22 protein-coding genes and 1 pseudogene are annotated in these 24,445 nt (G+C 67.9%); 8 read left to right on the top strand and 15 right to left on the bottom strand.

Going from position 1 to position 24,445, the window contains the following annotated elements; all coding sequences use genetic code 11:
• Positions 1 to 8: 8 nt before the first annotated feature.
• The 6 genes from menE to NATPE_RS11050 form a co-directional block, all read right to left on the bottom strand.
• Positions 9 to 1,535: an o-succinylbenzoate--CoA ligase gene (gene menE / locus NATPE_RS11075; protein WP_006180837.1), complete on the bottom strand. Its 1,527-nt coding sequence runs from the start codon at positions 1,533 to 1,535 to the stop codon at positions 9 to 11.
• Complete coding sequence (locus NATPE_RS11070; RefSeq protein ID WP_006180838.1) at positions 1,532 to 2,629, bottom strand: mandelate racemase/muconate lactonizing enzyme family protein; 1,098 nt, start codon at positions 2,627 to 2,629, stop codon at positions 1,532 to 1,534. Before NATPE_RS11070 ends, menE begins: the two co-directional genes overlap by 4 nt.
• Positions 2,626 to 3,570 carry a 1,4-dihydroxy-2-naphthoate polyprenyltransferase gene (locus NATPE_RS11065; RefSeq protein WP_006180839.1) on the bottom strand — a complete coding sequence of 315 codons (945 nt, stop codon included), beginning with the start codon at positions 3,568 to 3,570 and terminating at the stop codon, positions 2,626 to 2,628. Before NATPE_RS11065 ends, NATPE_RS11070 begins: the two co-directional genes overlap by 4 nt.
• Positions 3,571 to 3,670: 100 nt before the next feature.
• A complete protein-coding gene (locus tag NATPE_RS11060; RefSeq protein ID WP_006180840.1) occupies positions 3,671 to 4,921 on the bottom strand; it encodes a DUF7350 domain-containing protein in 1,251 nt (416 codons plus the stop codon).
• A 23-nt stretch (positions 4,922 to 4,944) separates the two neighbouring features.
• Positions 4,945 to 5,835: a 1,4-dihydroxy-2-naphthoyl-CoA synthase gene (locus tag NATPE_RS11055; protein ID WP_006180841.1), complete on the bottom strand. Its 891-nt coding sequence runs from the start codon at positions 5,833 to 5,835 to the stop codon at positions 4,945 to 4,947.
• Positions 5,836 to 5,926: 91 nt separating this feature from the next.
• A complete protein-coding gene (locus NATPE_RS11050) occupies positions 5,927 to 8,521 on the bottom strand; it encodes an efflux RND transporter permease subunit (protein WP_006180842.1) in 2,595 nt (864 codons plus the stop codon).
• A gap of 125 nt (positions 8,522 to 8,646) precedes the next feature.
• Between NATPE_RS11050 and NATPE_RS11045 the strand changes: the two genes are divergently transcribed.
• A complete protein-coding gene (locus tag NATPE_RS11045) occupies positions 8,647 to 9,405 on the top strand; it encodes a TrmB family transcriptional regulator (protein ID WP_006180843.1) in 759 nt (252 codons plus the stop codon).
• Positions 9,406 to 9,650: 245 nt separating this feature from the next.
• On the opposite strand, the pseudogene NATPE_RS11040 reads toward NATPE_RS11045, so the two are convergent.
• Together NATPE_RS11040 and NATPE_RS11035 are read right to left on the bottom strand one after the other, a co-directional pair.
• A pseudogene (locus tag NATPE_RS11040) lies at positions 9,651 to 10,001 on the bottom strand (ISNCY family transposase); the annotation flags it as partial.
• A 103-nt stretch (positions 10,002 to 10,104) separates the two neighbouring features.
• Entirely contained in the window at positions 10,105 to 11,499 is a 1,395-nt protein-coding gene (locus tag NATPE_RS11035) for a DUF6498-containing protein (RefSeq protein ID WP_015299051.1), read from the bottom strand.
• Between the two features lie 809 nt (positions 11,500 to 12,308).
• Between NATPE_RS11035 and NATPE_RS11030 the strand changes: the two genes are divergently transcribed.
• Positions 12,309 to 13,319: a DnaJ domain-containing protein gene (locus NATPE_RS11030; protein WP_006180846.1), complete on the top strand. Its 1,011-nt coding sequence runs from the start codon at positions 12,309 to 12,311 to the stop codon at positions 13,317 to 13,319.
• Positions 13,320 to 13,345: 26 nt separating this feature from the next.
• Here NATPE_RS11030 and menD read toward each other — a convergent pair whose 3' ends face one another.
• From menD to NATPE_RS11015, 3 genes are read right to left on the bottom strand one after another with little or no spacing between them, the layout of a single operon-like run.
• Positions 13,346 to 15,163 carry a 2-succinyl-5-enolpyruvyl-6-hydroxy-3-cyclohexene-1-carboxylic-acid synthase gene (gene menD, locus NATPE_RS11025; protein WP_006180847.1) on the bottom strand — a complete coding sequence of 606 codons (1,818 nt, stop codon included), beginning with the start codon at positions 15,161 to 15,163 and terminating at the stop codon, positions 13,346 to 13,348.
• A gap of 4 nt (positions 15,164 to 15,167) precedes the next feature.
• Positions 15,168 to 16,511, bottom strand: coding sequence for an isochorismate synthase (locus NATPE_RS11020; RefSeq protein WP_006180848.1), 1,344 nt, complete (start codon positions 16,509 to 16,511; stop codon positions 15,168 to 15,170).
• A 51-nt stretch (positions 16,512 to 16,562) separates the two neighbouring features.
• Entirely contained in the window at positions 16,563 to 17,159 is a 597-nt protein-coding gene (locus tag NATPE_RS11015; protein ID WP_015299050.1) for a sulfite oxidase-like oxidoreductase, read from the bottom strand.
• A 297-nt stretch (positions 17,160 to 17,456) separates the two neighbouring features.
• On the opposite strand from NATPE_RS11015, the gene NATPE_RS11010 reads away from it, so the two are divergent.
• Entirely contained in the window at positions 17,457 to 17,756 is a 300-nt protein-coding gene (locus tag NATPE_RS11010) for a hypothetical protein (protein ID WP_006180850.1), read from the top strand.
• 183 nt (positions 17,757 to 17,939) lie between these two features.
• Entirely contained in the window at positions 17,940 to 18,170 is a 231-nt protein-coding gene (locus NATPE_RS11005) for a ribbon-helix-helix domain-containing protein (RefSeq protein ID WP_006180851.1), read from the top strand.
• A gap of 1 nt (position 18,171) precedes the next feature.
• Here NATPE_RS11005 and NATPE_RS11000 read toward each other — a convergent pair whose 3' ends face one another.
• Entirely contained in the window at positions 18,172 to 18,360 is a 189-nt protein-coding gene (locus NATPE_RS11000; protein WP_006180852.1) for a DUF7550 family protein, read from the bottom strand.
• A 142-nt stretch (positions 18,361 to 18,502) separates the two neighbouring features.
• Here NATPE_RS11000 and hisF point away from each other — a divergent pair, with 142 nt between their 5' ends.
• Positions 18,503 to 19,318, top strand: coding sequence for an imidazole glycerol phosphate synthase subunit HisF (gene hisF / locus NATPE_RS10995; RefSeq protein WP_006180853.1), 816 nt, complete (start codon positions 18,503 to 18,505; stop codon positions 19,316 to 19,318).
• A gap of 87 nt (positions 19,319 to 19,405) precedes the next feature.
• Positions 19,406 to 20,278: a hypothetical protein gene (locus tag NATPE_RS10990; RefSeq protein ID WP_006180854.1), complete on the top strand. Its 873-nt coding sequence runs from the start codon at positions 19,406 to 19,408 to the stop codon at positions 20,276 to 20,278.
• A gap of 75 nt (positions 20,279 to 20,353) precedes the next feature.
• Here NATPE_RS10990 and NATPE_RS10985 read toward each other — a convergent pair whose 3' ends face one another.
• Positions 20,354 to 20,638: a DNA-directed RNA polymerase subunit L gene (locus tag NATPE_RS10985; RefSeq protein ID WP_006180855.1), complete on the bottom strand. Its 285-nt coding sequence runs from the start codon at positions 20,636 to 20,638 to the stop codon at positions 20,354 to 20,356.
• Between the two features lie 165 nt (positions 20,639 to 20,803).
• Here NATPE_RS10985 and NATPE_RS10980 point away from each other — a divergent pair, with 165 nt between their 5' ends.
• Positions 20,804 to 22,657, top strand: coding sequence for a rhomboid family intramembrane serine protease (locus NATPE_RS10980; protein ID WP_006180856.1), 1,854 nt, complete (start codon positions 20,804 to 20,806; stop codon positions 22,655 to 22,657).
• Positions 22,658 to 23,004: 347 nt separating this feature from the next.
• Here NATPE_RS10980 and NATPE_RS10975 read toward each other — a convergent pair whose 3' ends face one another.
• Together NATPE_RS10975 and NATPE_RS10970 are read right to left on the bottom strand one after the other, a co-directional pair.
• Entirely contained in the window at positions 23,005 to 23,661 is a 657-nt protein-coding gene (locus NATPE_RS10975; protein WP_006180857.1) for an METTL5 family protein, read from the bottom strand.
• Positions 23,662 to 24,054 carry a hypothetical protein gene (locus NATPE_RS10970; protein ID WP_006180858.1) on the bottom strand — a complete coding sequence of 131 codons (393 nt, stop codon included), beginning with the start codon at positions 24,052 to 24,054 and terminating at the stop codon, positions 23,662 to 23,664.
• 189 nt (positions 24,055 to 24,243) lie between these two features.
• Between NATPE_RS10970 and NATPE_RS21445 the strand changes: the two genes are divergently transcribed.
• The gene (locus NATPE_RS21445) at positions 24,244 to 24,414 is read left to right on the top strand and encodes a zinc finger domain-containing protein (RefSeq protein ID WP_006180859.1); all 171 of its coding nucleotides are present in this window, start codon (positions 24,244 to 24,246) and stop codon (positions 24,412 to 24,414) included.
• Positions 24,415 to 24,445 lie beyond the last annotated feature (31 nt).

The following is a 24,445-nucleotide window of genomic DNA, read 5'->3' as shown; positions in this document are numbered from 1 at the left end:
GCGGGAGACTACCCGCTCAGGTCGGTCCCGTCCGTAAGCAGACGCTCGCGGACCTCCTCACGGTCGACGGTCCCCGACGCGGTCCGGGGAAGCGAGTCGGCGACCCCGATCGTCTTCGGCCGCTTGAACCCCGCGAGGCGCTCGTCGCAGTGAGCGAGCAGGGACGCCGGCTCGAGCGATGCGGCTGCCCCCGCTTCGGGGACGACGAGTGCTGCGACCCGTTCGCCCCACTCCGGATCGGAGAGACCCACGACCGCGGCGTCCTCGACATCTGGGTGGGACCGCAGCGCCGCGACGACCTCGCCGGGGTCGACGTTCTCGCCGCCGGTGACGATGCGGTCACTGCGGCGATTGAGGACCCATAGCCGGCCGTCTGCATCGCGGTAGCCGACGTCGCCGGTGTGGAGCCCGTGGTCGCCGAAGGCGGCCGCGGTCTCGGCGGCGTCGAGATAGCCCGGCGTCACCGTCGGCCCCGAGACGACGAGTTCGCCCTGTTCGTCCGGCCCGAGAACCGTGCCGTCCTCGTCGACAACGGTCACGTCGGTTCCGGAAAGCGGCTTGCCGACCGTCCCCTCGTGGGCCGCGGTCTCGGCCGGCGTCGCCGTCGCGATCTGGGAGGCGGTCTCGGTCATGCCGTAGGTCGGGTGGGCCGGCACGCCCCGCTCCCGACAGCGCTCGAGCAGTTCCCCCGAAGCCGGAGCGCCGCCCAGCAGAACGAACCGCAGCGAGTCCGGTGGCTCCCAGCCGGCCTCGAGCAGGCGCTTGCACATCGTCGGCACGAGCGAGACGCCCGTGATATCGTACTCGTCGACGACGCGGGCGGTGTCGTGGGGGTCGAACACGCGCTGGATCACGGCGGTCGTTCCGTACAGCGTCGACCGGACGATCGGTGCCAGCCCGCCCATGTGATACATCGGCAGACAGCAGAGCCACCGGTCGGCCGGCAGGACGCCGAGCCGGAACGCCGAGGCGGTCGCGCTGGCGACGAGGTTGCCGACCGTCAGCCGGACGGCCTTCGGATCCCCCGACGTACCCGACGTGAACATGAGCAGGTGCGTGTCGTCGCGCTCGAGCGCGACCGGGGTCACGGACGCCCCGTCGATCGGCTCGAGCGGGTCGACGCCGTCGCGATCGGGGGCGTCGACCGAGACGATCGGGCAGTCGCCGATCTCGAGGGCGAGTTCTTCGGTCGCCGCCTCGCAGACGAGCGCGTCGATGGCGGTTCGTCGGACCTTCGGGGCGAGTTCCGCTGCCGTTTCCCGGACGTTCAACGGGACGATCGTGACGCCGAGTCGCATCGCCGCGAAGTAGACCTCGGCGAACGCGACGCGGGTGTCCATGAGGATACCGAGGCGATCGTCGGGGCCGGAGACGAGGCTCTCGAATCGTGCCGCGACGGCGTCGACCCGCCGGTCGAACGCCCTGTACGTCCACGATCGGTCACCGTCGGCGTCGACGAGTCCCGTCGCGTCCGGCGTCGTCGAGGCACGACCGGCGAGCAGGTCCCGCGTCGGCCACTCGAGGCCGCCGGTCATCGGTCACCCCAGACGTCCGCGACGCCCAGTCCCTTCGCCTGCGGGACGACGGCCGACCCCTTCTCGATCAAGACGGGATCCCGGCCCAGATCCGTCGCGAGCAGATCGCCGGTCGCCAGTCCGCAGGCCGGCACGTCGGGGATCGCGGCCGCCAGATGTACCGCGCCGGTGCGCGCGACGACGCCGTCGATGGTGGTCGTCACCAGCGGCGCGACCTCGAGTTCGGACAGCCACGCAGCGACCTGTCGGGCGACGTCGATCCCGCCCAGCGCCATCGGCTTCAGGACGACGACGTCGGCTGCCCCGGCGTCACAGATCGCGTCGACGCCGTGTTCGAGCAGCCCCTCGTCGAGCGCGATCGAGACGCCACGGCTCTCCTTGCGGAGGTCGGCGTGACCCTCGAGCGCGCCCGCCGGGAGGGGCTGCTCGAGGATCGAGACGCCACAGTCGGCAAAGCCCTCGAGAGCCGACTGGGCCTCCTCGAAGGTCCAGGCCTCGTTGGCGTCGGCCCGCAGTTCGATCCGGTCGCCGACGGCCTCGCGGACTCGGCGGACGCGTTCGATGTCGTCCTCGACGCTCCGGAGGCCGACCTTCAGCTTGCAGGTGGTAAAGCCCCGATCGACGGCCGCGCGGGCCGCGGCGACCGTCTCGTCCGGTGAGCCGTCGCCGATCGTCGCGTTGACCGGCACCCGCCCGACCATCGGCCCCTGTCCGAGGTACCGATACAGCGGCGTCGACTCGCGGGTCGCCTGCAGGTCGGCCAGTGCCAGCGAGAGGGCGTGACGGGCCGCGACCTGCCGGTCGACGGCCTCGAGGGCCTCGCTCGGGCCGTCGGTTCGGAGCGCCTCCTGTGCGCGCTCGAGGGCGCGCTCGCAGTCCTCCCGGGACTCGGTCCAGCCCGGCAGCGGCGTCGCTTCCCCGTAGCCGACGGCCGGCTCGTCGCCGGCTCCGTCGCTGCCGTCGTCGGCCTCGTCGACCAGTCGGACGAGAAAGCCGTCCCGGGACGCGATCGTCCCGTCGGCCGTCTCGAGCGGCTCAACGAGGTCGAGCGAGAAGGGACGATACTCCAGCGAGAGGTCCTCGGCGGCGCTCATAGCAGCACCAGCCCCCCGGCGAAACAGACGGCATAGATCGCGAGCAGCTTGCCGGTCGCCTCGAGCGCGGGGTTGAGCGCCTCGCCATCGGTTCGGGTCAGGACGGTTCGCGCGATCGTCGCGGCGTAGGGCAGCGTCACCAGCGGGAGCAACACACCGGGGCCGACGTCGGTCGCGAGCCAGAACCAGCCCGGAACGACGTAGGCGATCGCGAGCATGGCCACGTACTCCACGCGACTCCAGCGGTAGCCCAGCCGGACCGCGAGGGTCCGTTTGCCCGCCTCGGTGTCGGTCTCCTTGTCCCGGACGTTGTTCACGACGAGAATCGCCGTCGAGAGCCCGGCGATCGGCAGGCTCGCGATCACGGCCTCGAGCGGGACGGTGCCGTCGGGGACCGTCGTCGCGAGCGGCTCCGCGAGGACGGCCGCGGCCTGTACGTAGTAGGTTCCGGTCACGGCGACGAGGCCGAAGAAGACGAACACGAAGAGATCGCCCAGCCCGTGATAGCCCAGCGGGTAGGGGCCGCCGGTGTAGGCCCAGCCGCAGAAGACGCTGACGAGCCCCACGACGAGGATCGGAACGCCCCCCACATAGACGAGATAGGTCCCCGAGCAGATCGCCAGTCCGAAGGTGACGATCGTCGCGAGCTTGACCTGCTCGGGCGAGATGAGCCCCGACTGGGTGACCCGGGTAAAGCCCTCCCGGTCCTCGGTGTCGGCCCCCTTGACGGCGTCGTAGTAGTCGTTCGCGAAGTTCGTCCCGATCTGGATCAGCGCCGCACCGACGAAGGCCACGATCGCCGGCAGCGGCGCGAACACGCCCTCGGCGGCCGCCAGCCCCGACCCGACGATCACCGGGGCCGCGGCCGCGGGCAAGGTCTGCGGGCGGGCCGCCATCAGCCACGCCTTCGTCCGTGATGTCTCGACCTCGGCCGAACTCATGGTTCGAGTGTCCCACTCGAGAGAGTGTCAACGTTGGCATTGCGAGTGACCGCCGGCGGTCGTGGCCACGAGCGAGCGGGAGAACGAACGGGGGAAACAGCTACGCCGACGGAACCACGAGTTCGACCGGCTCCATCCCGAAAAACGCCGTTTCGTAGCCCTGATGGCGGGCCGTTTGCGGGGGCGACTCGACCGCGATCCGGACCGTATCGCCCGGCCGAACGTCCGAAACGGACCGCCCGTAGTGGTGCCCGTACTCACCGTCGATCACCGGCTCGAGGCGCTCGTCGAGGACCTGTCGGGCGTCGCGCTCGAGGACGACCCGCAGCGACGCGTTCGGGAGCGGCACCCGGTTGTACGGCGTCCGGGGCGAGACGAGCAGATAGGGGTCGTCGCCGTCGGCGAGTCGCGATTCGGGCTCAAGCAGCGCGACGACGACCGCCGCATCGCCGCTCCTTGGGACACCATCGCCGGCCGTGCCGTTCGTCTCGGAACCGGCAACCGACTCGACCAGCCGCGTCCCGGGATAGGCGTCGGCCGGCGGCACCCGCGAGTAGGGGGCTCCAGGGTCCGGTTCCCCGTTCCCCACACCGGTCGCGTCGTCGCCGGCGCTCTCTCCACCGTCCTCGTCACCGGCGGCCCCGCGCTCCGTCATCGGCTCGAGCGCACCCCGCTGGCCCCACCGGTCCCGGTCCAGCAGTTCGATCCCCTCGACGACGGCCTCGCGGAAGGCCTGATCGTACGTGAACTCGAAGGTCGCGGTCGCCCCGTCGGTGAATCTGCCCGCGAGCGAGCCGGTCCGACGGATCGAAAGCGGTGGGAGGTCGACGTCGACGGTGTAGGTCCCGTCCGCCGGGAGGGCGACGTTGTCGCCGACGTGGAGGCCCATCTCCTGGGAGAGCATCGGCCACAGCGCCCGCGAATCGATCTCGCGCCCGTCGCGGGAGACCGTTGCCCTCGGCTCGGCACCGGGCAAGACCCGTCCCGTCTCCCGGTCCCAGACGACGACCATCAGGTGGACCCCACGGCCGGCCGCGGGTTCGACGAACTCGCGGTAGTTCGCCGTGACGATCCAGAACGGATGGGGGTACGACAGCATCGGGGTCAGCGCGTACTCGCCGGCAGCGACCGGCTCGAGAACGCGCATCGACTTCCGGTGGCCGGGTAGATAGACCGCCTCCGGCGGGTCCTCGAGCATCGGGATCGGCGGGGTTCCCGAGACGCCCTCGGAGCCGTCGCTTCCGCCCCCGGCGTCGGCCTCCCCATCGGGCTCGTCGCTGGGCGCGGTACAGCCTGCGAGCGCGAGCGCGGCCGGCAGCGTCGTCCGCCGGAGGAGCGTTCGTCGGTGCATCGGTTCGATATACGGGCCTTAGATTAGTAGTGCCACGGGAAGTCGTCGAAGTCCGGATCGCGACCTTCGACGAACGCGTCTCGACCCTCCTTCGCTTCGTCGGTCATGTAGCCCAGCCGCGTCGCCTCGCCGGCGAAGACCTGCTGACCGACCATCCCGTCGTCGGTCATGTTGAACGCGTACTTGAGCATCCGCATCGCCGTCGGGCTCTTCGAGTTGATGCGCTCGCCCCACTCGAGGGCGGTCTCCTCTAACTCCTCGTGGGGAACCGCCTCGTTGACCATGCCCATCTCCGCGGCCTCTTCGGCGTCGTAGGTCTTCCCGAGGAAGAACACCTCGCGGGCCTTCTTCTGGCCGATCTGTTTGGCCAAGTACGCGGAGCCGAAGCCGGCGTCGTAGCTTGCCACGTCGGGATCGGTCTGGAGGAACTTCGCGTGGTCTTCGCTCGCGAGGGTCAGGTCACAGACGACGTGCAGCGAGTGGCCGCCGCCGACGGCCCAGCCCGGCACGACGGCGACGACGACCTTCGGAATGTGCCGAATGAGGCGCTGGACCTCGAGGATGTGGAGCCGGCCCTGTTCCGACGCTCGTTCCTCGTCGCCCTCGTACTGGTAGCCGTCCTCGCCCCGGATCGTCTGATCGCCGCCGGAACAGAAGGCCCAGCCGCCGTCCTTCGAGGACGGCCCGTTCCCGGTCAGCAGGATACAGCCGACGTCGGTCTGGCGCTTGGCGTGGTCCAGCGCGTCGTAGAGTTCGTCGACGGTCCCCGGCCGGAAGGCGTTGCGGACGTCGGGCCGGTCGAACGCGATCCGGACCGTCCCGGAGTCGACCGCGCGGTGGTAGGTGATGTCCCTGAACTCGTCGTTCAGTGCCGCAGGCTCCCACTGCTCGGGATCGAAGCGTTCCGAAACCATTGCTCGAGTGTGGCGGGCGACGGCTGAAATAGATTCGCGTCTCGGCCGGGTCGTCGTCGACTCCCCGCTCGAGGTCGACTGCCGGCCGGGGTCAGCCGGTCGTGTCAGCGAGGTCGTCAGTGGCGGCGTCGTCGGTCCCGTCGTAGTCGGTGTACCGTGCCCAGACCGCGAGCAGGCTCGGCAGGACGACGATGCTCGCGAGGAATGCGTACGCGATCGCGACGCTCGTGACGAAGCCAAAGCGCCGCAGCGACGGCACGAGCGCGAAGACGAGGACGCCAAAGCCCGCGGCGGTGGTGACGGCGCTGGCGAGCAACGCACCGCCGGTTCCCCGGACCGTTCGCCGGAGCGACGCGATGGGGTCACCCCGCGCTCGCTCCTCCTCGAGGAACCGCTCGCCGACGTGGATCGCGTAGTCGACGCCGATCCCGATACCGATCGCCGCGATGATGGCCGTCTCGGAGGTAAAGGGGATCCCCGCGAGGTACATCGTCCCGAACAGCCATGCCTGCGCGAACAGGACCGGGGCGATGACGACCGCACCCAGCGAGAGCGTGCGGTAGCGAGCCCAGAACGTCGCCGTCAGGAACGCGAGGATGACGGCGAACGTGATCGCGAAGCCCTGCACGAGCGTCTCGAGTAGCCCCTTCTGGACGAGTTCCTCGACGATCGGCTGGCCGGTCGCCGTCACTGTCAGCCCGGAGTCGCCCTCGATGGTCGTCGCGACCGCTCGCATCTCCTCGGTGATCGTCGCGGTATTTGCCCCGCCGGAGAGGCCGATCGAGAGCCGGAGCGACCGATACTCGCCGTCCGTGCGATGGATCGTCTCGGCGGCCGCCGACGGATCGGCGGCGTAGACCGCGTCGTAGACCGCCGCGAGGTTCTCATCCGGCACGCCGTCGCCGTCGGTGTCGGCGTCGTCGACCACGGCGGCGACCGTTTCGTTGTCCGCGGCGACCGACTCGATGGTCTCGAGCGGCCCCGTCGCCTGTAGCCGGCCGTTGGCCAGCGTCTGTGCGGACGAGGCGTTTGCCGCCCGGTCCCTGCCGGCCGCGACCCGCTCGAGCGTGTCGGGGTCGGTGACCGGCCCCTCGATCAGTAACTCCGCTCTCGACTGGTCGCGCGACTGGGCGAACCGGTCGTTCAGATACAGCGCCTGCTCGCGCAGTTGGTAGTCGCTGGGCTGCAACGAACCGGGCAGCGAGTCCATCCAGGCCGGTGAGTCCCGCGGGAGGAAGTCCGTTTGCTCGATCGACGTGTCGATGTCCGTCGCGGCCGCGCCCCCAGCCGCGCTCAGGACGAGCGCGATGGCGATGACGACGGCCGGCCCCCGGTCGGCGATCTCGGCACCGACGCTGAGGATCCGGCTGGCGACGCCGCCGCGACCGAACGCCGGCCGGCGACGCGACAGGCCGAGTCGCTCGAGCCCGCCGTCGAGTTCGAGTTTCAGCGCGGGCAGCAGCAGGCCGAAGACGAGAAACGCCGACACGATGCCGACGGCGCTGACGATACCGAACTCCCTGATCGAGGCCAGCGGGCTGACGACGTTCGAGAGGAACCCGACGGCGGTCGTGAACGTGGCGGCACCGATGGCGACGACGACCCCGGCCAGCCCCCGGCGCATCGCCGTCCGCGGCGTCGCCTCGGGATCGTCGGCACTTGCCTCCCGATAGCGCATCACGACGTGTAATGCGTAGTCGATCGAGAGCCCGATCAGCAGGAACGGAACGGCGATCAGGATCTGCGTCACGCCGATCCCGGCCCACCCCATGAAGCCGGCCATCCACGCGAGGACGAGCGCGATCCCGGCGAGCCCGAGCCCGATGTCGAAGACGTCGCGGTAGGCGATCCCCAGCGCGAGGACGATGATCAGCAACGCGATCGGCGAGATGATCGCGAAGCTCTCGCCGGTCGCCTGCGTACTCTCGGCGTCGACGACGGCACTCCCGAAGACGAAGCTCTCCCCGGACGTCAACGTCGACGCCGACAGCTCCCGGATCTCGAGCTGGGCGTCGGCCACGTCCGCGGGGAGATCGTCGCCGCTCGCGCCGCTCGTGTCCTGAAAGACGTAGAGGACGCGGCCGTCGGTCGTCGTCGCGCCCGGCTCGTAATCGGTCGGCAGCAGTGAGTAGGGATCGACCGCGCCCGCGGCTGCCGACTCCGGTGCCAGCACCCGTTCGACGGTCGCCTCGACCTCGCTTTCCGACATCGACTCCAGTTGCGCGATCTGGGCCTCGAGCGGCGGCGGTGCCGAACCGTTGGCCGCGCCGGCGGACCCATTGGGAGTCCCGTTGCCGGCCTCGGCCTCCCGAATCGCCGCGGTCGCGACGACGTTCGAGAGCCCGACCATCGGCTGCCGGTCCCGTAGCGTCGCGTTCACGTCGCCGTCGTCGGCGATGGCGCGTTGGAGGGTCAGCCCCTCGAGCAGCGAGTCCTTCGACAGGGCGTTCTCGTCGCGGACGACGACCTGGACGACGGTCGTGTTCTCCCCCTCGGTCGCGAAGTCGGACCGGAGTTGGTCGTACTTCTCGGCCTCCGTCGAGTCGCTCTCGAAGTTCGCGATCGTCAGCTCCGAGTCGACGCTACCCGCCCCGCTGGCGACGAGCAACGTCGCGATCAGCACGACCGCGATGATCGCCTTGCTGTGTGCGGTCACGAACGCCGCGTACCGATCGGCCGGATCCATTACCAGCCGTTTCCCCACCCGGGAACATAAGTATTGTAGGATACTACAAAATATATCCAATCGGGGAACCCCGCTACTGATAGGCCCGACGCGCGAACCCTCGAGCGACCGACCCGCAGGTATTCATGAGTACACGAGATGCAGTCGCGGCGCTGAAACGGCTCGGCCTGCCGAACTATCAGGCCCGCGTCTTCGTCGCCCTCCAGGAACTGGGGACGGGGACCGCCCAGGAGATCAGCGAGGTCTCGGAGGTCCCCCGATCGCAGGTCTACGGTGCGGCCGACGACCTCCTCGAGCGCGGACTCGTCGAACTGACCGAGTCGTCGCCGAAACGGTACCGGCCGGTGAGTCTCGGCGCCGCCCGCGAGCAGTTGACGAACCGCCTCGAGCGCGAGCGCGAGCGGGCGTTCGCAAACCTCGCGGAACTCCGGACCGCGACGCCGGACCGCCCGGATGACGGCTCGGTATCGACTCTCCGGGGCCGCCAACCGATCGATGATCGGATCGCGGAGTTGATCGGCGAAGCGGCGGCGGCCGTCGTCTTCACTGCGCCCTCGAAGCAGTCGCTGACCGAGGGGATCGAAACGGCGTTGCGAGAACGAGCGACACAGGGGGTCGCCGTCACCGTCGTCACCGCCGAAAAGGCGCTCCGCGAACGCTTCGCCGAGCGCCCGATCCGGGTAATCGTGATGGGCGAGGACAACCCCGCCGACTTCGCCGGCCGAGCCCTGATGATCGACGAGGGGACGGTGTTGCTATCGGTCGCGACCGACGACGAGGCGGTCGACGAGGAGGCGATGTGGACGGCCGGCAGCAGCATCGGCCGCATTCTGGCGCAGTTCATGCAGTCCGGCATCGAGTCCGGAACGGACCGCAACGCCTGACCGAACGGAGCAGTCGGCCGGCCACTCCTCGAGACCGCGGGACGAGTACGTCGTCTCCGCGTCGAACGGGATGCGAGGAGCCGACGGTCCGCTTCGGCCGATCGATTCACGCCGACCCGATATCGACGGAGGTCGGTTCGGGACACATTCTTCGCATGCTTATAAACCTACAAATGAAACTGGAAAACTCACGAGCTGGTGACTCCCAATTCGGTGCGAAAATCGGACGATATCGGATTAGCAACTACGAACAATCCACGGTCGAACATCACCATATCCAGATCAACGAACTGCTCTGCCCGGTCGAGCAATCGACTCACTAAATCGGCTTTCGAGTACGATGGAGAGTCGTCGGGCTCCCATGCAGAGTCCTCTTCGACCGGCTCAATACCGAGGACGATCGGTGCGTGGTCACCAACTAGCGTGATGGTAGCGTACTTGTACCCACGTTTGTACTCGCCGTCTTTCTTGTACCCGCTCACCATCTTCGGGTAGTCTGGCTTCGCGATACCTGCTTCCTTGTCCTCCCACGGCCAGACGTGGAACTGCTCGTGGGTGATGTCGATCGCTGCAACGGTCTCACGAGAATCGAAGGGGTCGCCCGCCTCGGATCTATCGAAGCCCTGATCCCGATACACGGGAAGGCTGGTCGCAGTGACCGGCCGCGACGCGCCCGCTCCGCCCGCCGTCGATGTCGGCTCAGGCGGCCGGGAGCGCCCACTGCCACGCCCACCTGAGGGCGACGACGCCGAACGGACCGCCCCACCCGGCGGCGACCGCCGCGATGGTGGGAGCGGAGTAGGCGAGGCCCGCCACGACGGCGATGCTACAGGCTCCGACTGCGGCCGCCACCCCGGCCACGCGTCGGTCGAGTGAGCCGAACTCCGTCGTCTCGGCCGGAAGTTCGAACACCTCAACGGCCCGGCCATACTCCCGGAGGTGCGCGACACTGAGTTCGTACTCCCCCGCTGACGGCATGAGCGAGAACGTTCGGGTGTCGCAGGCGCGGTCGACGAACTCCCCCTCGCACAATTCGGCGTCCCGGATGTCGTCGACGGGGATCGCCCACTGGACAGTATCGGTAAGGTCGTCGTACGCGACCACCGTGTCGTCGCGACGCTGGTACGCCAGTGTACCGTGAGTGAGGGCGTACTCGACGGCCTTCAGCCCGCCGATGCCGGCCGGCAGGAGGCCGAAACAGACCACCGTGGCAGCGACCGGCCCTGTCGATCCGCTGGTGAGCCCAACCCACGCGAAGAGGTACACCGGGCCGCTGCCGATTGCGGACTTCGCACCCTGCCAGAGCGCGGTACCGCGGACGGCGCGCCGGTCCGGACGGACCTCAGCCGTCGGCGACGCATCCGGAGCCGCTACAGGCGGGAGCGTCCCCACCCCCTTGTCGGTGGTGGACGACTGCCCGGCGCGGTAGTCCCCCCACTCCGCGAATAGCTTCACCGTGACGAACGCGACCAGCGCGCCGGTCGGACCACCGGCGGCCGCGAACCAGAGTACCACCATAGCTACCCCAGCCTCGTTCTTCGCGCTTCTGATCACGTCTCGAGGGGTACTCGTCTCGTGGCGCCGCTTGCGGAAGTACTCGCGGTTGATGACGCCGACTTGAGAGACGATCAGGGAGGCGGCGCTCGCCGCCACCATCGGATCGGCGAGCGTCGCCGGCACGTCGATGAAACGGCTCAGTACGGCGAGATATATCCCGAGGAGCGCCACAGCAGCCCCGAACGCTCGCGAGACGAACGGGAAGTTCCGGGGGTAGATCAGCGGAAGGGAGTCGACGACCGTGACGCTCCCACGCCGGCGGTTGAGGTCGCTCGGTCCGACGGAGACCCCGCCTAACTCGTCGGACTTGAGCGGGTTATCCTCCTGTGGGCGCTCCAGCTCGTCGTAGTTCGGCGGGCGGCGCGCGAATAATGCCTTCAACCCGGCGAACGGGACAGCGACAACCAGTTCCATCGCGTAGATGACCGCGAACGTCTGTGCGCTCCACCCGAGGTGGACCACGCCGACCAGCGGGACGATGTTCGCCGCGACTGTCACCAGAAACACGGTAGATGAATCGTTCGACGGTGGCTTCATAGATTCACTATCTGTGGGAAGTTTAATCGTCAGCCCTTCGATTTCAATTTCGACCGGATACAGTCGGCATAGTTTGATTCGTGCATCATTGGTGGTGAACTACCAGCTGGTGAGTCAGTCAGCCGCATTGTGGTGATCTTGTCATGCAGCGACCACCGACTAGAGGGTCACTGCGGGGTAGATTCGACGGTCGAGACACTGCCGTTTGAGTACGGGCGGAACTGAGGCGGATGTCATGGGTGTGGTAATCTGTGATCTGCAGGTTGTTCAGTGTCTCTACCATGTAGAAAATATGTTGTTATGGATATAACTTTGGTCTGGAAGATCTGCGAATAATCCCTTGCAAGATGATATGGATACCAGCTACAATTGGTAGGTGTCTCAAGGTCAGTTCACAGTTCTACTGATCAGGCGATTCGCTTCTCGCAACCCTGCAAGTAAGCCACGACTCAAACCCGATCCTCCGTGATGGTGTGGTGAGAACAGCTCAGTTCAAAACCATATTTCTCTGCAAAGCGGACCAAGAACCCGATATTCGCTCTATTTACTCTTGAGTACTGGGTGTTGACCAGATCTTACAAGGCACTGAATTAATTTAGAGTCTATGAGAATTGTTGCTTGATTAATGGTTTGTAGGAAACCAAACGCAGGATCTGTGTTCGGGATCGTCCGACGTATTTTGTATACCGACATACGATTCATTTGCTCGAGAGCCACCGGTTCGGGTCGCCCGTTCGCCGGACAACGAGGCCCCGAACACGTCAACGAGGCCGAGTTATTTTTCACTCGTCCGACCGATCGGCTACTTGATGGGGGAGACCTACTACGAGGTCTTGGAGGTCGACCCGGACGCCACTGCCGACGAGATCGAGTCTGCCTACCGCGATCGCGTCCTCGAGACCCATCCGGACCACTCCGACGCCCCCGATGCTGCCGAGCGGTTCCAGCGGGTCCAGACCGCCAGGTCGGTGTTGACCGACGGGGACGAACGGGCCCGCTACGACCGGCTCGGCCACGAGGCCTACGTCCGACTCGCCGACGGCACCGCAACCGACGACGCGGCCGGCGAGACTGCCGATACCGACGGTTCGGGCCGGAACAGTGATCGACGTCGTTCGCACGCAACGGGCGGCCGGACGAACGCGACGGGGACGGCCAACGGAGACGGAAGGGCGACGACGGGAACGGGAGCCGGCGGCGCGACGACGGGCCGACGAACGAGTCGCCGGACCGACCGCGCTCGAGGGTCCGCTAACACGACGACCGCGGACGGAACGACGGATCGCACCTCGAGCCATCACGCCCGCCAGCGGTCGCGACGCCGCCAGCAACGGGCCACGCGGCAGGCGACCGGCGACTGGCCCTTCGGCGCGGACGATGAAGCGGAGTCGAACGAGTCGGCAGGTTCGACCGAGAGCGACGACGCGACGGCGGATGACGGCTTCAGTTACTCCGTTCACGGTTGGGACGACGAGATCGACCTCGAGTGGGAGAGCCGGCGGATCGACGGGTCGACGGCGACGTCGGTCGGCGCCGTCGCCGTGTTGTACCCGCTGCTCGTCTGGGCAAGTCTCACCCCGTTCTTTTCGCTGCCGGTCAACGCCGTCCTCGCCGGCTGTACGCTCGCGCTGGTGGGGTATCTGTTGACGATGCCGCGGCTGGCGATCGGCGTCTTCGGCGGGTGGAGCGTTCTGTTCCCGCTCGGAATCGCGGTGCTGTCGCCGGTCGGGCTCGGTTCGCTGTTCGGCCTGTTCGCGCTCGGGTTCGTCTGGATTCCGCTGGGCTACGCCGTCGTGCTGTGGTGGGTCCTGCAGCCGTAACGAACGGAATAAGGGGAAAACGGGAGTTACGCGTCGTACTCGAGGTCGGTCGCGACCGCGTCAGTGACGCGGTCCGCGAGTTCGTCACGTCGCCGATGACTCGCCTCGGAATCGAACCCGACCGAGAGGACCTGCGTGCCCGGCGTCTCGAGCGAGCGGCGATAGGCCGCGGCAAAGTCCGCCGGCGCGACGCGTTCGAACGCGAGGTCGTATACGTCCTCGAGCGCGGAAAAGTCGAGGCCGTGGGGCGTCTTGAACTGGTCCGTGAATGGTGGCTCGAACTCCTCGATCGGCAGTTCGTGGAAGATGCCGCCGCCGTCGTTGTCCAGCAAGACGATCGTGGCGTCGACGCCACAGCGCTCGAGCGCCAACAGGCCGTTCGAATCGTGATAGAAGGCGAGGTCGCCGGTCACCAGCACCAGCGGCTCGTCGGTCGTACTGCCGGCGCCCAGCGCCGTACTCGTGATCCCGTCGATCCCGCTGGCTCCGCGGTTGGCCAGTACCGTCAGCTCGGCCGCCCGCGGCCGGGCGAACCGGTCGGCGTCCCGGATCGGCATGCTGTTCGAGACGAACACCGTCGCCAGATCCGGCGCGTTCGCGAACACCTCGGTGAGGACCGCCCCCTCGAAGGGGTCGGTCTCGAGCGCGTCCGCGGCGAGCGCCTCGTCGCGGATGGCCCAGTGGCGGCGTTCCGCCGCCTCGACGCGCTCGCGCCAGCTGCGGTCGGTTTCGGAACGGCCGTCCCCGTCGGGGAGCGCCTCGAGCAGTCCGTCGACGACGGCGGTGGGGTCGGCTGCCAGCAGGTCGGTCGCGGTGAACGTGGCCTCGCGCCACTCGCCGGGGGGATCGACGAGGAACTGGCGGGCATCGGCGTCGCGCAGCCAGTGGCGAAGCGGCTTCGAGGTGGGGGAGGCACCGAACCGGAGGACGACGTCCGGCGGCGGCAGTTGTCCGACGTAGGTGTCGTAGCCGCCGTAGATCGTTCGCGGTAGCGAGTTCTCGTTTTCACGGTCGACGTGCGGGCCAAAGCGCAGCCCCGAGAGCGGGTCCGCCATGATTGGGGCGTCGAGCCGCTCCGCGAGTTCGGCGACGGCAGCGGGCTCGAGGTCGGCGAGCGTCGTCGGATCGGCCGGCCCCGCGACGAGCAGCGGGCGGTCGGCGTCTGCAAGTGCCGCCGCTAGCCGGTCGCGATCTGCCTCGGCGGGGGTCTGCCGGCCGCTCGCGGTTTCTACGAACGGCCCGTCACGCCCCTGGCCGGCCGTCGTCTCGGTGAAGTCGTCCGGTACGTCGCCGGGCACCTCGATCGGCTCGAGGGGCTTGCGGAACGGACAGTTGACGTGGACGGGTCCGGGCGGAACGCCGCCGGTCTCGGCGAGCGCGCGGGCCGCAGTGGTCCGGAGACTCCTGACTTTCCGCTCGTCGGCCTCCGGTTCGGGGAGTTCGGTATACCATCGGACCGCGTCGCCGTAGAGCTTGACCTGGTCGACGGTCTGGTTCGCGCCGCTGTCTCTGAGTTCCGAGGGCCTGTCGGCCGTCAGTACGAGCAGGGGAACGCGGGCCCGATCGGCCTCCATGACGGCTGGGTGGAAGTTCGCCGCGGCCGTGCCCGAGGTGCAGACCAGCGCCGTCGGCTCGCCGGTGCGTCGCGCACGCCCGAGCGCGAAGAAGGCCGCCGAGCGCTCGTCGAGATGCGAGTAGACGTCGATTCCGTCGTGTTCCGCGAAGGCGACCGTCAGCGGCGTCGAGCGGCTCCCGGGCGCGAGACAGACGGCCTCGAGGCCGCTTTTGGCGAGCTCGTCGGCCAGCACGCGGCCCCACAGGGTCGCGCGGTTCGGTGCCGTCATCGGTCTATTTGAGTTCGTCGAGGACCGGTCGGAACTTCAACTGTACCTCGTCCCACTCCTCGTCGGAATCGCTGTCGGCGACGATTCCGCTGCCCGCAAAGAGGGTGACCTGCTCGTCGGTCGCGACGCCCGAGCGGAGTCCGACCGCGAACTCGCCGTCGCCGTCGGCGTCGAACCAGCCCACCGGGGCAGCGTACCAGCCCCGGTCGAACGACTCCGTCTCGCGGATCGTCTCCCAGGCCGCGTCCGGCGGGACGCCGCCGACCGCGGGGGTCGGATGGAGCGCCTCGACGATCTCGAGGACGTGTCGATCGCCCGAGAGCGTCGCCTCGATCGGCGTTTGCAGGTGCTGAATCGTCGCCAGCCGGCGGATCGTCTGCTCGCTGACCGTAAGGTCGCGGGCAAGCGGCGCGAGCTGTTCGCGGATCGCGTCGACGACGAGCCCGTGTTCATGCTGGAACTTCTCGTCACCGCGCATGCGCTCGACGTGATCCTCGTCCTCGGCCGGCGTCTCGCCGCGGGGTACTGAGCCGGCGAGCGCCTCGGTCTCGACGCGCTGGCCGCGTTTCGAGACCAGCCGCTCCGGCGGCGCGCCAAAGAAGGTACCGCCGGTACCGTGGTCGACCGAAAATCGATAGCAGTTCGGATACTGTCGGCCCAACCGCTCGAGGGTCGCCGCGACGTCGATCGGGCCCTCGAGTTCGACCGATAGTGCCTGTGCGAGAACGACCTTCCGCAGTCTGCCGTCAGCGATCCGCTCGAGGGCGGTTTCGACCTGCGTCGTCCACTCGGCTGGCGAGGTCGTCCGCCGGGTCGCGGCGACGCCGGGCGTCGAGCCCCTCGGCCCCGTCCCCGGCGAGACTGTCAGGCGGTCGTGCCAGCGCTCGAGTCGGTCGTCAGCCTCGCCGGCCCGGTCACCGACGGCCGTGAGCCAGGTGCCGTCGTCGGTCCGCACGACCTGCACTCGCGGCAGGATAAACGACGCTGCCGGGAACCCAGTCCAGGGCGGCGTCGGCTCGTGGCCGTCATGGAAGGCGACACCGCCGACGGCCCGCGGACGGGCCGGATCCGGTCCGTCGTGAACGAGCCCGGAAAACACCCGGTTCGCCCGGTCTCGAAGTCGGTCGAAGCGGCCGGTTCCGCCGGCGGTGAACTCGGCTGCGATCCCTCGCCCGACCAGTTCCAGCCCGTCGGGCGTGGCCCACTGGACGCGGGCGGCGGCGCTGCCGTCGAGGATCGCGTCCGCAGCGACCCCCTCGAGTTCGCGGCTCCGACTGACGAGATCGGCAGCGCCGTCGGCCCCGTTCGTCCCGCCCGCCAGTCGACTGTCGCCCGACGATCGATCCATCGATCGCACGTCAGGACCGGCCGGACTTCAGCCTGACTATTGGCGAATCGATCAGCTATATCGCTGCTCCTCCCACGGGTTCGCGGTCTGGGAGTAGCCACGCCGCTCCCAGTACCCCCGCTGGGGCTCGGTGAGGAACTCGATGCCGTCGACCCACTTGGCACCCTTGTAGGCGTACTTGTGGGGCGTCACGACTCGAAGCGGACCGCCGTGGTCCTCGGGCAGGGCCTCGCCGTCGAACGCCCACGCGAACAGGACCTCCTCGCGTAGACAGTCCTCGAGGGGCAGATCCGTGGTGTAGCCGTCCAGCCCGGAGAACATCGCGTGGACGGCTTCCGGGTCGACGCCGGCCCGCTCGGCGAGTTCGGGGAAGGAAACGCCGGTGAACGAACAGTCGAACTTGCTCCAGCCGGTCACGCAGTGGAAGTCCTGACGCTGTGTGACCGACGGCAGTTCGCGAAACTCCTCCCACGAGAAGGTTAGTTCCTCCTCGACTGCGCCGGTGACGGTGAACTCCCAGGTCTCCGGGTCCCAGTCGGGCGTCCCGCTCTTCGAGAGGACCGGGAAGGCGGTCGTTTCGCGCTGTCCCGGCGGCAGCCGTTCGTCGCCGAATTCCTGATAGAGATCCGTGACGTCGGTCGCGTCCATATCCGTCCGTACGGTCGAACGGACGTAGATGTGACGCCATCGATCGCCGTCCCCGCGGATGACCGTCGCGGCTGCGCTGGACAGCGTCGGCCGGTCACCGATCCGTCGTCGATCGGTGACTCGAGCCTCGATTCGAGACCGGTCCGGAGCCGACGGACTGTCGCCGAAAAAGGCAATATTCACGGGACGGGATCGGGGACGAAACTGATTGAAACGGTCGCGTCGCGGCCACAACTCGGTAGTTTCCGTCGAAACCCTCGCCATCCCTTAGTACGGTCTCGCCGAGGGTACGATCGCATGGCGAGTAGACAACAGTTAACGGAACGAGAACTGACAGACACCGAACCGGAAGAGATGGGCGAGCAAGCCATGGGGCCGGCGTTCGTCGCGTCGGCCGCATCGGTCGGGCTCTCGCTGTATTACTTCTTCATCCGCGGGGAACGCGAACTCGGGGCGTTCGTCGGCCTCTGGCCCCCGACGATCCTCGCGTTCGCGAGCTACTTCAACCAGCGCAAGATGCGCCAGCAACTGGAGACGCTGACCCAACCCGGGACGACCCTGAAGAACGCGTTCGACTCGATGATGGGCAATCGCTGAGCCGATCGTCTCGACCCCCACTGCGGCGGTGCCATCCCACTGCCGTCGACTTGCCGATCCGCGCGCCCTCAGTTTTCGATTCGGCCCGACGAGCGGTCTCGTTTCGGCTGCGTGACCGGTCGCTTTCGCCCGGTGTGTAGTCCCCGTCAAACCTAAATACCCCCTCGCCGAAAGCCGAATCAGATGCCGAAAGTAGAGATCACCATACCGGAACACCTCGAGATGCAGATCGCCCAGATGGTCGAGCGCGGCGAGTTCGTCAACCGCGAGGAGGCGATCGAGGACCTCCTATCGACGGGCATCAAGGCGTACAAGACCAGCGGCCCATCGGACGAAGAGGAGGGAGCTGGAACCGGCGGTACCGGCTTCGAAGACGACGGGATGATGGGCCACGACGACGAGTACGTCTTCTAACCTAGATACCGAACGCGAGCAGCGGGATTCCGAACGCGATCGCGACGCCGACCAGCGCGACGAGCGCACCGGTCAGCGCCGCTCCCGCCGAAAAGTCGCTCATCGGTGCGGTCGTCCGGTCGGCCGCGAGGTCGTGACCGACATCGGCTCCCGTGTCGTCCTCCGTTGCGGTGTCGCTGTCGTCCGTCATACCCGCGTGTTCTCGGCTCGACCGCTTAAGATCACCGACACGGGTCTCGAGCGGCCGCGCCGCCGACGGCCCGCCGTGAACGGAATTCGCCCGATCCAGACCCCTTTACTATCCCGGGCGCGAACGATCCGGTAACGACCACATGACACTGACAAAACGCGTCATCCCGTGTATCGACGTGGACCTCGACGAGGACGGGAACCCGGCGGTCTACACCGGCGTCAACTTCGAGGACCTGCAATACACCGGCGACCCGGTCGAGATGGCCCGCGCGTACAACCGCGCGGGGGCGGACGAGTTCGTCTTCCTCGACATCACCGCCTCCGCCGAAGGCCGCGAGACGATGCTCGAGGTCGTCGAACGCGTCGCCGACGAGGTTTTCATCCCGCTCACCGTCGGCGGGGGGATCCGCACCACCGACGACATCAAGGAGACCCTGCGGGCCGGCGCGGACAAGGTCTCGATCACCACTGGCGCGCTCGAGCGGCCCGAACTGATCAACGAGGGGGCGCGGGCCTTCGGCAGTCAGTGTATCGTCATCAGCGTCGACGCCAGACGGCGCTTCGACGCGGGGGGCGAACACTACGTCGAGGTCGACGGCGAGTCCTGCTGGTTCGAGTGTACGAAGAAGGGCGGCCGCGAGGGGACCGGGATCGACGTCCTCGAGTGGGCCGCCGAGGCCGAGTCCCGCGGCGCGGGCGAACTGTTCGTCAACTCGATCGACAAGGACGGCACCAAGGACGGTTACGACCTCCCGCTGACGAAGGCCGTCTGTGACGCCGTCGACACGCCCGTGATCGCGTCCTCGGGCTGTGGCGGTCCCGAGGACATGTACGACGTCTTCACCGAGGCCGGGGCCGACGCCGGGCTCGCGGCCTCGATCTTCCACTTCGACGAGTACTCCATCGAGGAGACGAAGGCCTACCTCGACGAGCGCGGCGTCCCCGTCCGCCGCTGAGACCGTTCTCGAGTCCCGCGTTCCCGACCCCGGCGATTCGATCGGGCATCCAGTACGTTTATTCCGCCCCGGTCCTCCGTTCCGGTAGTGAAATGGCGGTGTACGCGGTGTGGCAAACCGCACGCGTCGAACGACCCGCCCTGTGACGAGTGCGGCCACAACGCCTTCGAGAAGGCGATCGTCCGGGTCGACGACACCGACGACGGTAGCAGCGGCGAACGGAGCGGCAGCGAGCCGATCCCCTCGGGCACCGTCGAAACCGGGCCGGAGTACGTCTGGGCCTGCACCAACTGCGGCCGGGAACACGTCCGGAACACCCCGCCGTGTTCCCGCTGTGGCAACCCCGACCTCGAGCGGGTCGAGCGGACCTACGAGGACGTCGAACGGGACCTCGATACCCCGAGCTGGTTCGAGGTCGCCAAGCCCTATCTGCCGATCTTCGCCGTCATCGGCGTCGTCGTCGCGCTGTTCGCGACGGGGATCGTCCCCCCGTCGGTCCTTCCCGGGATCGGCCCGCCGTCGCCGCCGGACGCACCGGGTAACGCTTCCGAACAGGCCGGGCTCGATTTCGAGACGACCGAGGCCGCGGTCCACGACCGGCTCGAGGGCGAGCGCACCGGTTCCGACACGCGGCGGTACGACGACGGGCTCGCGGCCTACGCGGAGCATCAGAACCGCGGGCTCGTCGCCGTCGAGTTCGACGACAGGGAGCCCGACGCGGCCGAGCCCGACGACTTCGGCCACGACTGCGGCGACGCTCGCGTCGTCGGCGCACCGCTCGTCCTTTCCGATCGCTCGCTGACGGCGTACGATAACGAGTCGGCGTTCGCCGCCGACGTCGCCGACGGACTGCTCTCCTCGCGGTTCGGTGACGATATCCGTTCCGGATACGACGCCGAGGGGCTGGACGTCCACGTCGCGCCCAACGGCGACGTGTACGTCTTCTACGCGGCGTGTTGAGTTCGGGCTCGGTCGTTGAGAGAACGGGCGAAAAACGCGGCCGTGACGACTGTTCGATCGAGTCCTCGACCCGCTTCAGGCCGCCGCCTCGAACGCGTCGCGGAACGACGTCGCCTTCTCGCGGACGGTGACCGCCGCGTCCTCGAGACACTCGAGCGGGTCGGCCCCGCCCTCGGTCTTGATCGTCAGGATCGGCTCGGTCTGGCCGCCCGACTGTTCGGGGTTGACGTCGTAGGTCGCCGCGCTCACGTCGTCGTGTTCGAGCAGCGCGCCCTTGAGTACGTTCATGAAGGTGTGATCCTCGCCGGCGATCTCGATCGAGAGTTCGTCGTCGGTACTCTCGGTGACCCGCAGTTCCATGCTGTATAGGTCCGGCCGTCGACCGCTTGTACCTTTCGAAGCGGGCGTTCGGGCGCTCGGTCGTGGTTCCCGCGACGCCGCCTCGAGGTCAGCACCGGACGATGCGGTCCCGGCGGCGGTTCGCCGAAGGCAAATCACTATACGCCCCCGTTCGAACCACGCGACATGGTTTCGGTTGCGGCCCTGTTGATGGTCCTCGTCGCCGCGACGCTGCTCGGGTCGATCGCGGTCGTCAGGCGACTCCACCGGCCGGCGCGACGCTGGCGCGACCGCCTCCGGTCGCGGTTCGTCCTCGGCGTGCCGTGGGGTTCGCTGCTCGTGATCGCCGTCGTTCTCGCGGTCTATCTGTTCGTCCAAGACGGGATCACGGACTTCGACGACCCGGTGACGATCCCCTTCCGGACGTGGTCGTATTTCTACCCGCTCGGGATGGCAACGGCGTCGTTCTCCCACGCGGGGCCGAGTCACTTGATTGGCAATCTGGCCGGGACGGTCGTCGTCGCACCGCTTGCCGAGTACGCCTGGGGCCACTATCCGACCGACGGCGAGAGGGCGACTAAGGGTGACACGGGGTGGGTCGGCTCGCTATACGGGAACCCGCGATTCCGGGCCTTCGTCTGCTTTCCGCTGGCCGTCATTGCGGTCGGATTGGTGACGAGCCTGTTCGCGCTCGGCCCCGTGATCGGCTTCTCGGGCGTGGTCTTTGCCTTCGCCGGCTTCGCTATCGTTCACTACCCGATCGTGACGATCGTCGCCACGCTCGGCGTTCAGGGTGCAATTTTGCGCCTGTACTCCGCACTGCAGAACCCGATCTACGTCTACACCGCACAACCCAGTCCGCCGTCGGCACCGTCGTGGGCCGGCATCGCGATTCAGGGCCACGCACTGGGGCTTTTCATCGGGTTCGTCCTCGGGATCGTCCTGCTCGAGCGACGGGGACGGCGGCCGGACCCGCTGCGGCTCTGGCTGGCCATCCTCCTGTTCGGGTTTGCGAAGGGACTGTGGGCGATCTACTGGTTCGGCGGTGAGAACACATATCTCCTCTATCAGGGTCCGGGCGTCGTTGTCGTGGCCGTCCTCGCACTGGTCGTTACCCTGGCGGTCACCGCCTCCGAGCGGCCGGCGGTCCCGGAGCGCCTCGCAGGGCTACTCTCCGACTCGAGGGGGGCGACCGTGACGGCGGACGGCGACCGCGCGATCGATCGGCCGCTCGAGTTAGCCCGCACCGACGACGGCGATGATCCGTCCGTCAGCGACCGCCTCAAGCGGGTCCGCGAACTCGCAGGCGGGGCCCGGGACCGGGCCGCGGACGGGGGTACCCTGGCGGCGCTGACTCGAAAGCAGGTCGCCTTCCTCGCGGTGATCGGCGTCCTCGCGCTGCTGGCCGGCGTCGCCGTCCCCGCCAATTTCCTCGTCGTCGAGGATGCGAGCGCGTCCACGGAGACCGCGGTGCAGATCGAGGACTACACGATCGAGTACGTCGAGGGCGTTCCCAACGGGCTCGTCTCGGGGATCGGTATCGAGGCCATCGAGAGCGACGAGGGCCTCGAGTCGAGCGGGGTGATCGTCGCCAGCGAGCGCCGCCAGGTGTGGCTCGAGGCGGTCAGCGCCCAGCGGCTCTCCGTTACCGGCGAGGAGACCGTCTCCGTCGGCGGGGCCGGCTGGCGGAAAGCGGTCCACGTCGAACGGACCGGCTGGGAACCGGTCGGTAACGACACCGTCTATCAGGTCTGGCTCCGGCCCGACGGCGGGGACCGACGGCTTGCCCACGAGTCCAACAAGTCGCGGGCCGAAGCCCGGATCGCCGACCGAAACGTGACGATCGGCTCGGACGGCGGCGAGTTCGTCCTCGAGGTGACCGCGGACGGAACGGAGCCCGCCACGACGGCGATCCCGGCTGCGAACGAGACGGCGACGGCGGGCGGGCTAACGTTCGAACGCGAGAACGAGACGATCTACGCGGCCGCTGACGGAACGCGGGTCGCCGTCGCCAGCGAGGAGACGTACAACGGCTATTGACCGGTCCACCGCGCGGTGGCGCGCGCTGTCCCGCGGTGAACCACCGGTGGATCGCGGGTCGAACTGTGCGAGGTCTTCACGAACGTAGTGAGCGAATGGCTCGGAAGACGCTCGCGTCTTCCGGTGGATGAACGAGCGACGAACGGAGCGAGGGTAGCGCGGAACCGACGGTTCCGCGACCCATACGAACGGCGGCTTCGCCGCCGTGAGTAGAAATCGGCTGGGGAGGGCGTGGAAATTCCGTGTTGCCAGTATGAGAGCGGTGCCCGTTCGGGTTCGGTATCCGCCGACCGAACGACAGTTCGTTTCCCTTTCGCGGCAGCGATGACTGCAGCCGCGGCGACCGATTACGCTCGAGGCGACCACTCGATCCGGAAGACTTCGGCCTCGAGCGTCGCCTCGGCCTCGGTGTGGAACTCGAACTGATTCGAAATCGGGAACTCGGCCCGGAAGGCATGGGTCACCTCGCCGCCGGCGTCCGCGGTGTAGGACTCGACGAACTCCTGGCTCCCTTCGTTGTGGATCGTATACGAGACCGCGGCGATCTCGCTCGCCGCCTCGAGGAACGCCCGGTCGGCGTGGCGGTTGCCCCGCTGGGCACCGAAGGGCGGATTCGAGAGGACCGTCGCCTCGGTCGTCGCGAACGGATGCCGGCTCACGTCCCCCCGGAGCCACTCGATGGCTCGATCGCTGCCGTCGGCGTGACTCTCTCCTTCGAGCGCGGTCCGTTCGTTCTCCCGTGCCAGCGCGAGCGCGTCCGGGTCGACGTCGATCCCCGCGACCCGGTCGGCACCGGCCAGCGACGCCGCGATCGCGAGCATTCCGGTCCCGGTCCCCAGATCGATCACCCGCCGCTCGAGGTCGTTCTGGAGCCCGGCCAGATGGCAGAGGTGGGCAGCCAGCTCCGCCGGGGTGAGATACTGCTCGAGGGCCGGCGAAGGGTCGGCGAAGTCCGCGAGCGACTCGAGCCGACGGGCGAGGGTCCGCCGTGACGGGCCGGCCATTTATTCCGCGAGCGAGAGCGAGCCCTCGAGATCGAAGGCGAGCCCCTCTCGCTCGGCGCGTTCGGCACAGGCTGCGAGCGCGGGACGGACCTTCTCCGGGTCGGCGACGTCGCCGACGCTGACGGTCACCGTGCCGACGCCGAGGAAGGACCCAGCCCGGACGTAGCCTCGGATCCGATCCACCTCCTCCTGGGTCGCCAGCGAGCAGTCCGCGTCGAAACACGCCTCGACGATCAGTTCGGCCGGCACCATCCCCTCGGCGGTCAGATCGGCCTTGAGATCGCGGAGGTACTCGGGAGCGGTCGACTCGAGGGTCGCGGCCTCGAGGGAGACGGGAGTCGCATCGGCGGGTTGACAGCGTTCGACTGCGGGGTTTGGGGACGTCGTACTCATTACACACTAATACATAGACTGCATACAAAAAGCTTTCTGGATACGTAGTAGTAATACACGGTCGCGGACTGGCCCAGTATCGTCACAGTGTGACGACGGCCGCGGCCGCTTTGTCCAGCGGGCACCTCGACATCTCCGTTTCGCGAGAGGTTCGAATAGAGTTAAGACAGGCCCGTGAAAGTATCAGGTATGGACGACTGTCCACGGTGTGGGGGAGCGATCGAGGAACTCTCACTCGGCGACGCGTCTACGGTCACGTGTCCCCACTGTGGGTTCGCCGACGTTCCCGTCGAACACCAACCGGTCGGCGAGGACCCCGAATCCTGGCGGGACGCGTTCAACCGCTTCTACGAGGAGTAGCGACTCGAGTCGGGACCCCTCGACCGTGTCG

The sequence above is a fragment of the Natrinema pellirubrum DSM 15624 genome, from assembly GCF_000230735.2.
Classification (GTDB): domain Archaea; phylum Halobacteriota; class Halobacteria; order Halobacteriales; family Natrialbaceae; genus Natrinema; species Natrinema pellirubrum.
Note: the sequence above shows the minus strand (reverse complement) of the source record. Positions and strands in the feature narration are given on the sequence as shown.

Coding starts and splice junctions, on each gene's coding strand:
- menD (WP_006180847.1), bottom strand. CDS start 15,163: ATGACGGCACCGAACCGCGCGACCCTGTGGGGCCGCGTGCTGGCCGAC.
- NATPE_RS10985 (WP_006180855.1), bottom strand. CDS start 20,638: ATGGAACTGCGGGTCACCGAGAGTACCGACGACGAACTCTCGATCGAG.
- NATPE_RS11000 (WP_006180852.1), bottom strand. CDS start 18,360: ATGACGGACGACAGCGACACCGCAACGGAGGACGACACGGGAGCCGAT.
- NATPE_RS11060 (WP_006180840.1), bottom strand. CDS start 4,921: ATGCACCGACGAACGCTCCTCCGGCGGACGACGCTGCCGGCCGCGCTC.
- NATPE_RS10970 (WP_006180858.1), bottom strand. CDS start 24,054: ATGAGTACGACGTCCCCAAACCCCGCAGTCGAACGCTGTCAACCCGCC.
- NATPE_RS11045 (WP_006180843.1), top strand. CDS start 8,647: ATGAGTACACGAGATGCAGTCGCGGCGCTGAAACGGCTCGGCCTGCCG.
- NATPE_RS11010 (WP_006180850.1), top strand. CDS start 17,457: ATGGCGAGTAGACAACAGTTAACGGAACGAGAACTGACAGACACCGAA.
- NATPE_RS11015 (WP_015299050.1), bottom strand. CDS start 17,159: ATGGACGCGACCGACGTCACGGATCTCTATCAGGAATTCGGCGACGAA.
- NATPE_RS11030 (WP_006180846.1), top strand. CDS start 12,309: ATGGGGGAGACCTACTACGAGGTCTTGGAGGTCGACCCGGACGCCACT.
- NATPE_RS10975 (WP_006180857.1), bottom strand. CDS start 23,661: ATGGCCGGCCCGTCACGGCGGACCCTCGCCCGTCGGCTCGAGTCGCTC.
- NATPE_RS11055 (WP_006180841.1), bottom strand. CDS start 5,835: ATGGTTTCGGAACGCTTCGATCCCGAGCAGTGGGAGCCTGCGGCACTG.
- NATPE_RS11035 (WP_015299051.1), bottom strand. CDS start 11,499: ATGAAGCCACCGTCGAACGATTCATCTACCGTGTTTCTGGTGACAGTC.
- hisF (WP_006180853.1), top strand. CDS start 18,503: ATGACACTGACAAAACGCGTCATCCCGTGTATCGACGTGGACCTCGAC.
- NATPE_RS11020 (WP_006180848.1), bottom strand. CDS start 16,511: ATGGATCGATCGTCGGGCGACAGTCGACTGGCGGGCGGGACGAACGGG.
- NATPE_RS11050 (WP_006180842.1), bottom strand. CDS start 8,521: ATGGATCCGGCCGATCGGTACGCGGCGTTCGTGACCGCACACAGCAAG.
- NATPE_RS11005 (WP_006180851.1), top strand. CDS start 17,940: ATGCCGAAAGTAGAGATCACCATACCGGAACACCTCGAGATGCAGATC.
- NATPE_RS21445 (WP_006180859.1), top strand. CDS start 24,244: ATGGACGACTGTCCACGGTGTGGGGGAGCGATCGAGGAACTCTCACTC.
- NATPE_RS11070 (WP_006180838.1), bottom strand. CDS start 2,629: ATGAGCGCCGCCGAGGACCTCTCGCTGGAGTATCGTCCCTTCTCGCTC.
- NATPE_RS11065 (WP_006180839.1), bottom strand. CDS start 3,570: ATGAGTTCGGCCGAGGTCGAGACATCACGGACGAAGGCGTGGCTGATG.
- NATPE_RS10980 (WP_006180856.1), top strand. CDS start 20,804: ATGGTTTCGGTTGCGGCCCTGTTGATGGTCCTCGTCGCCGCGACGCTG.
- menE (WP_006180837.1), bottom strand. CDS start 1,535: ATGACCGGCGGCCTCGAGTGGCCGACGCGGGACCTGCTCGCCGGTCGT.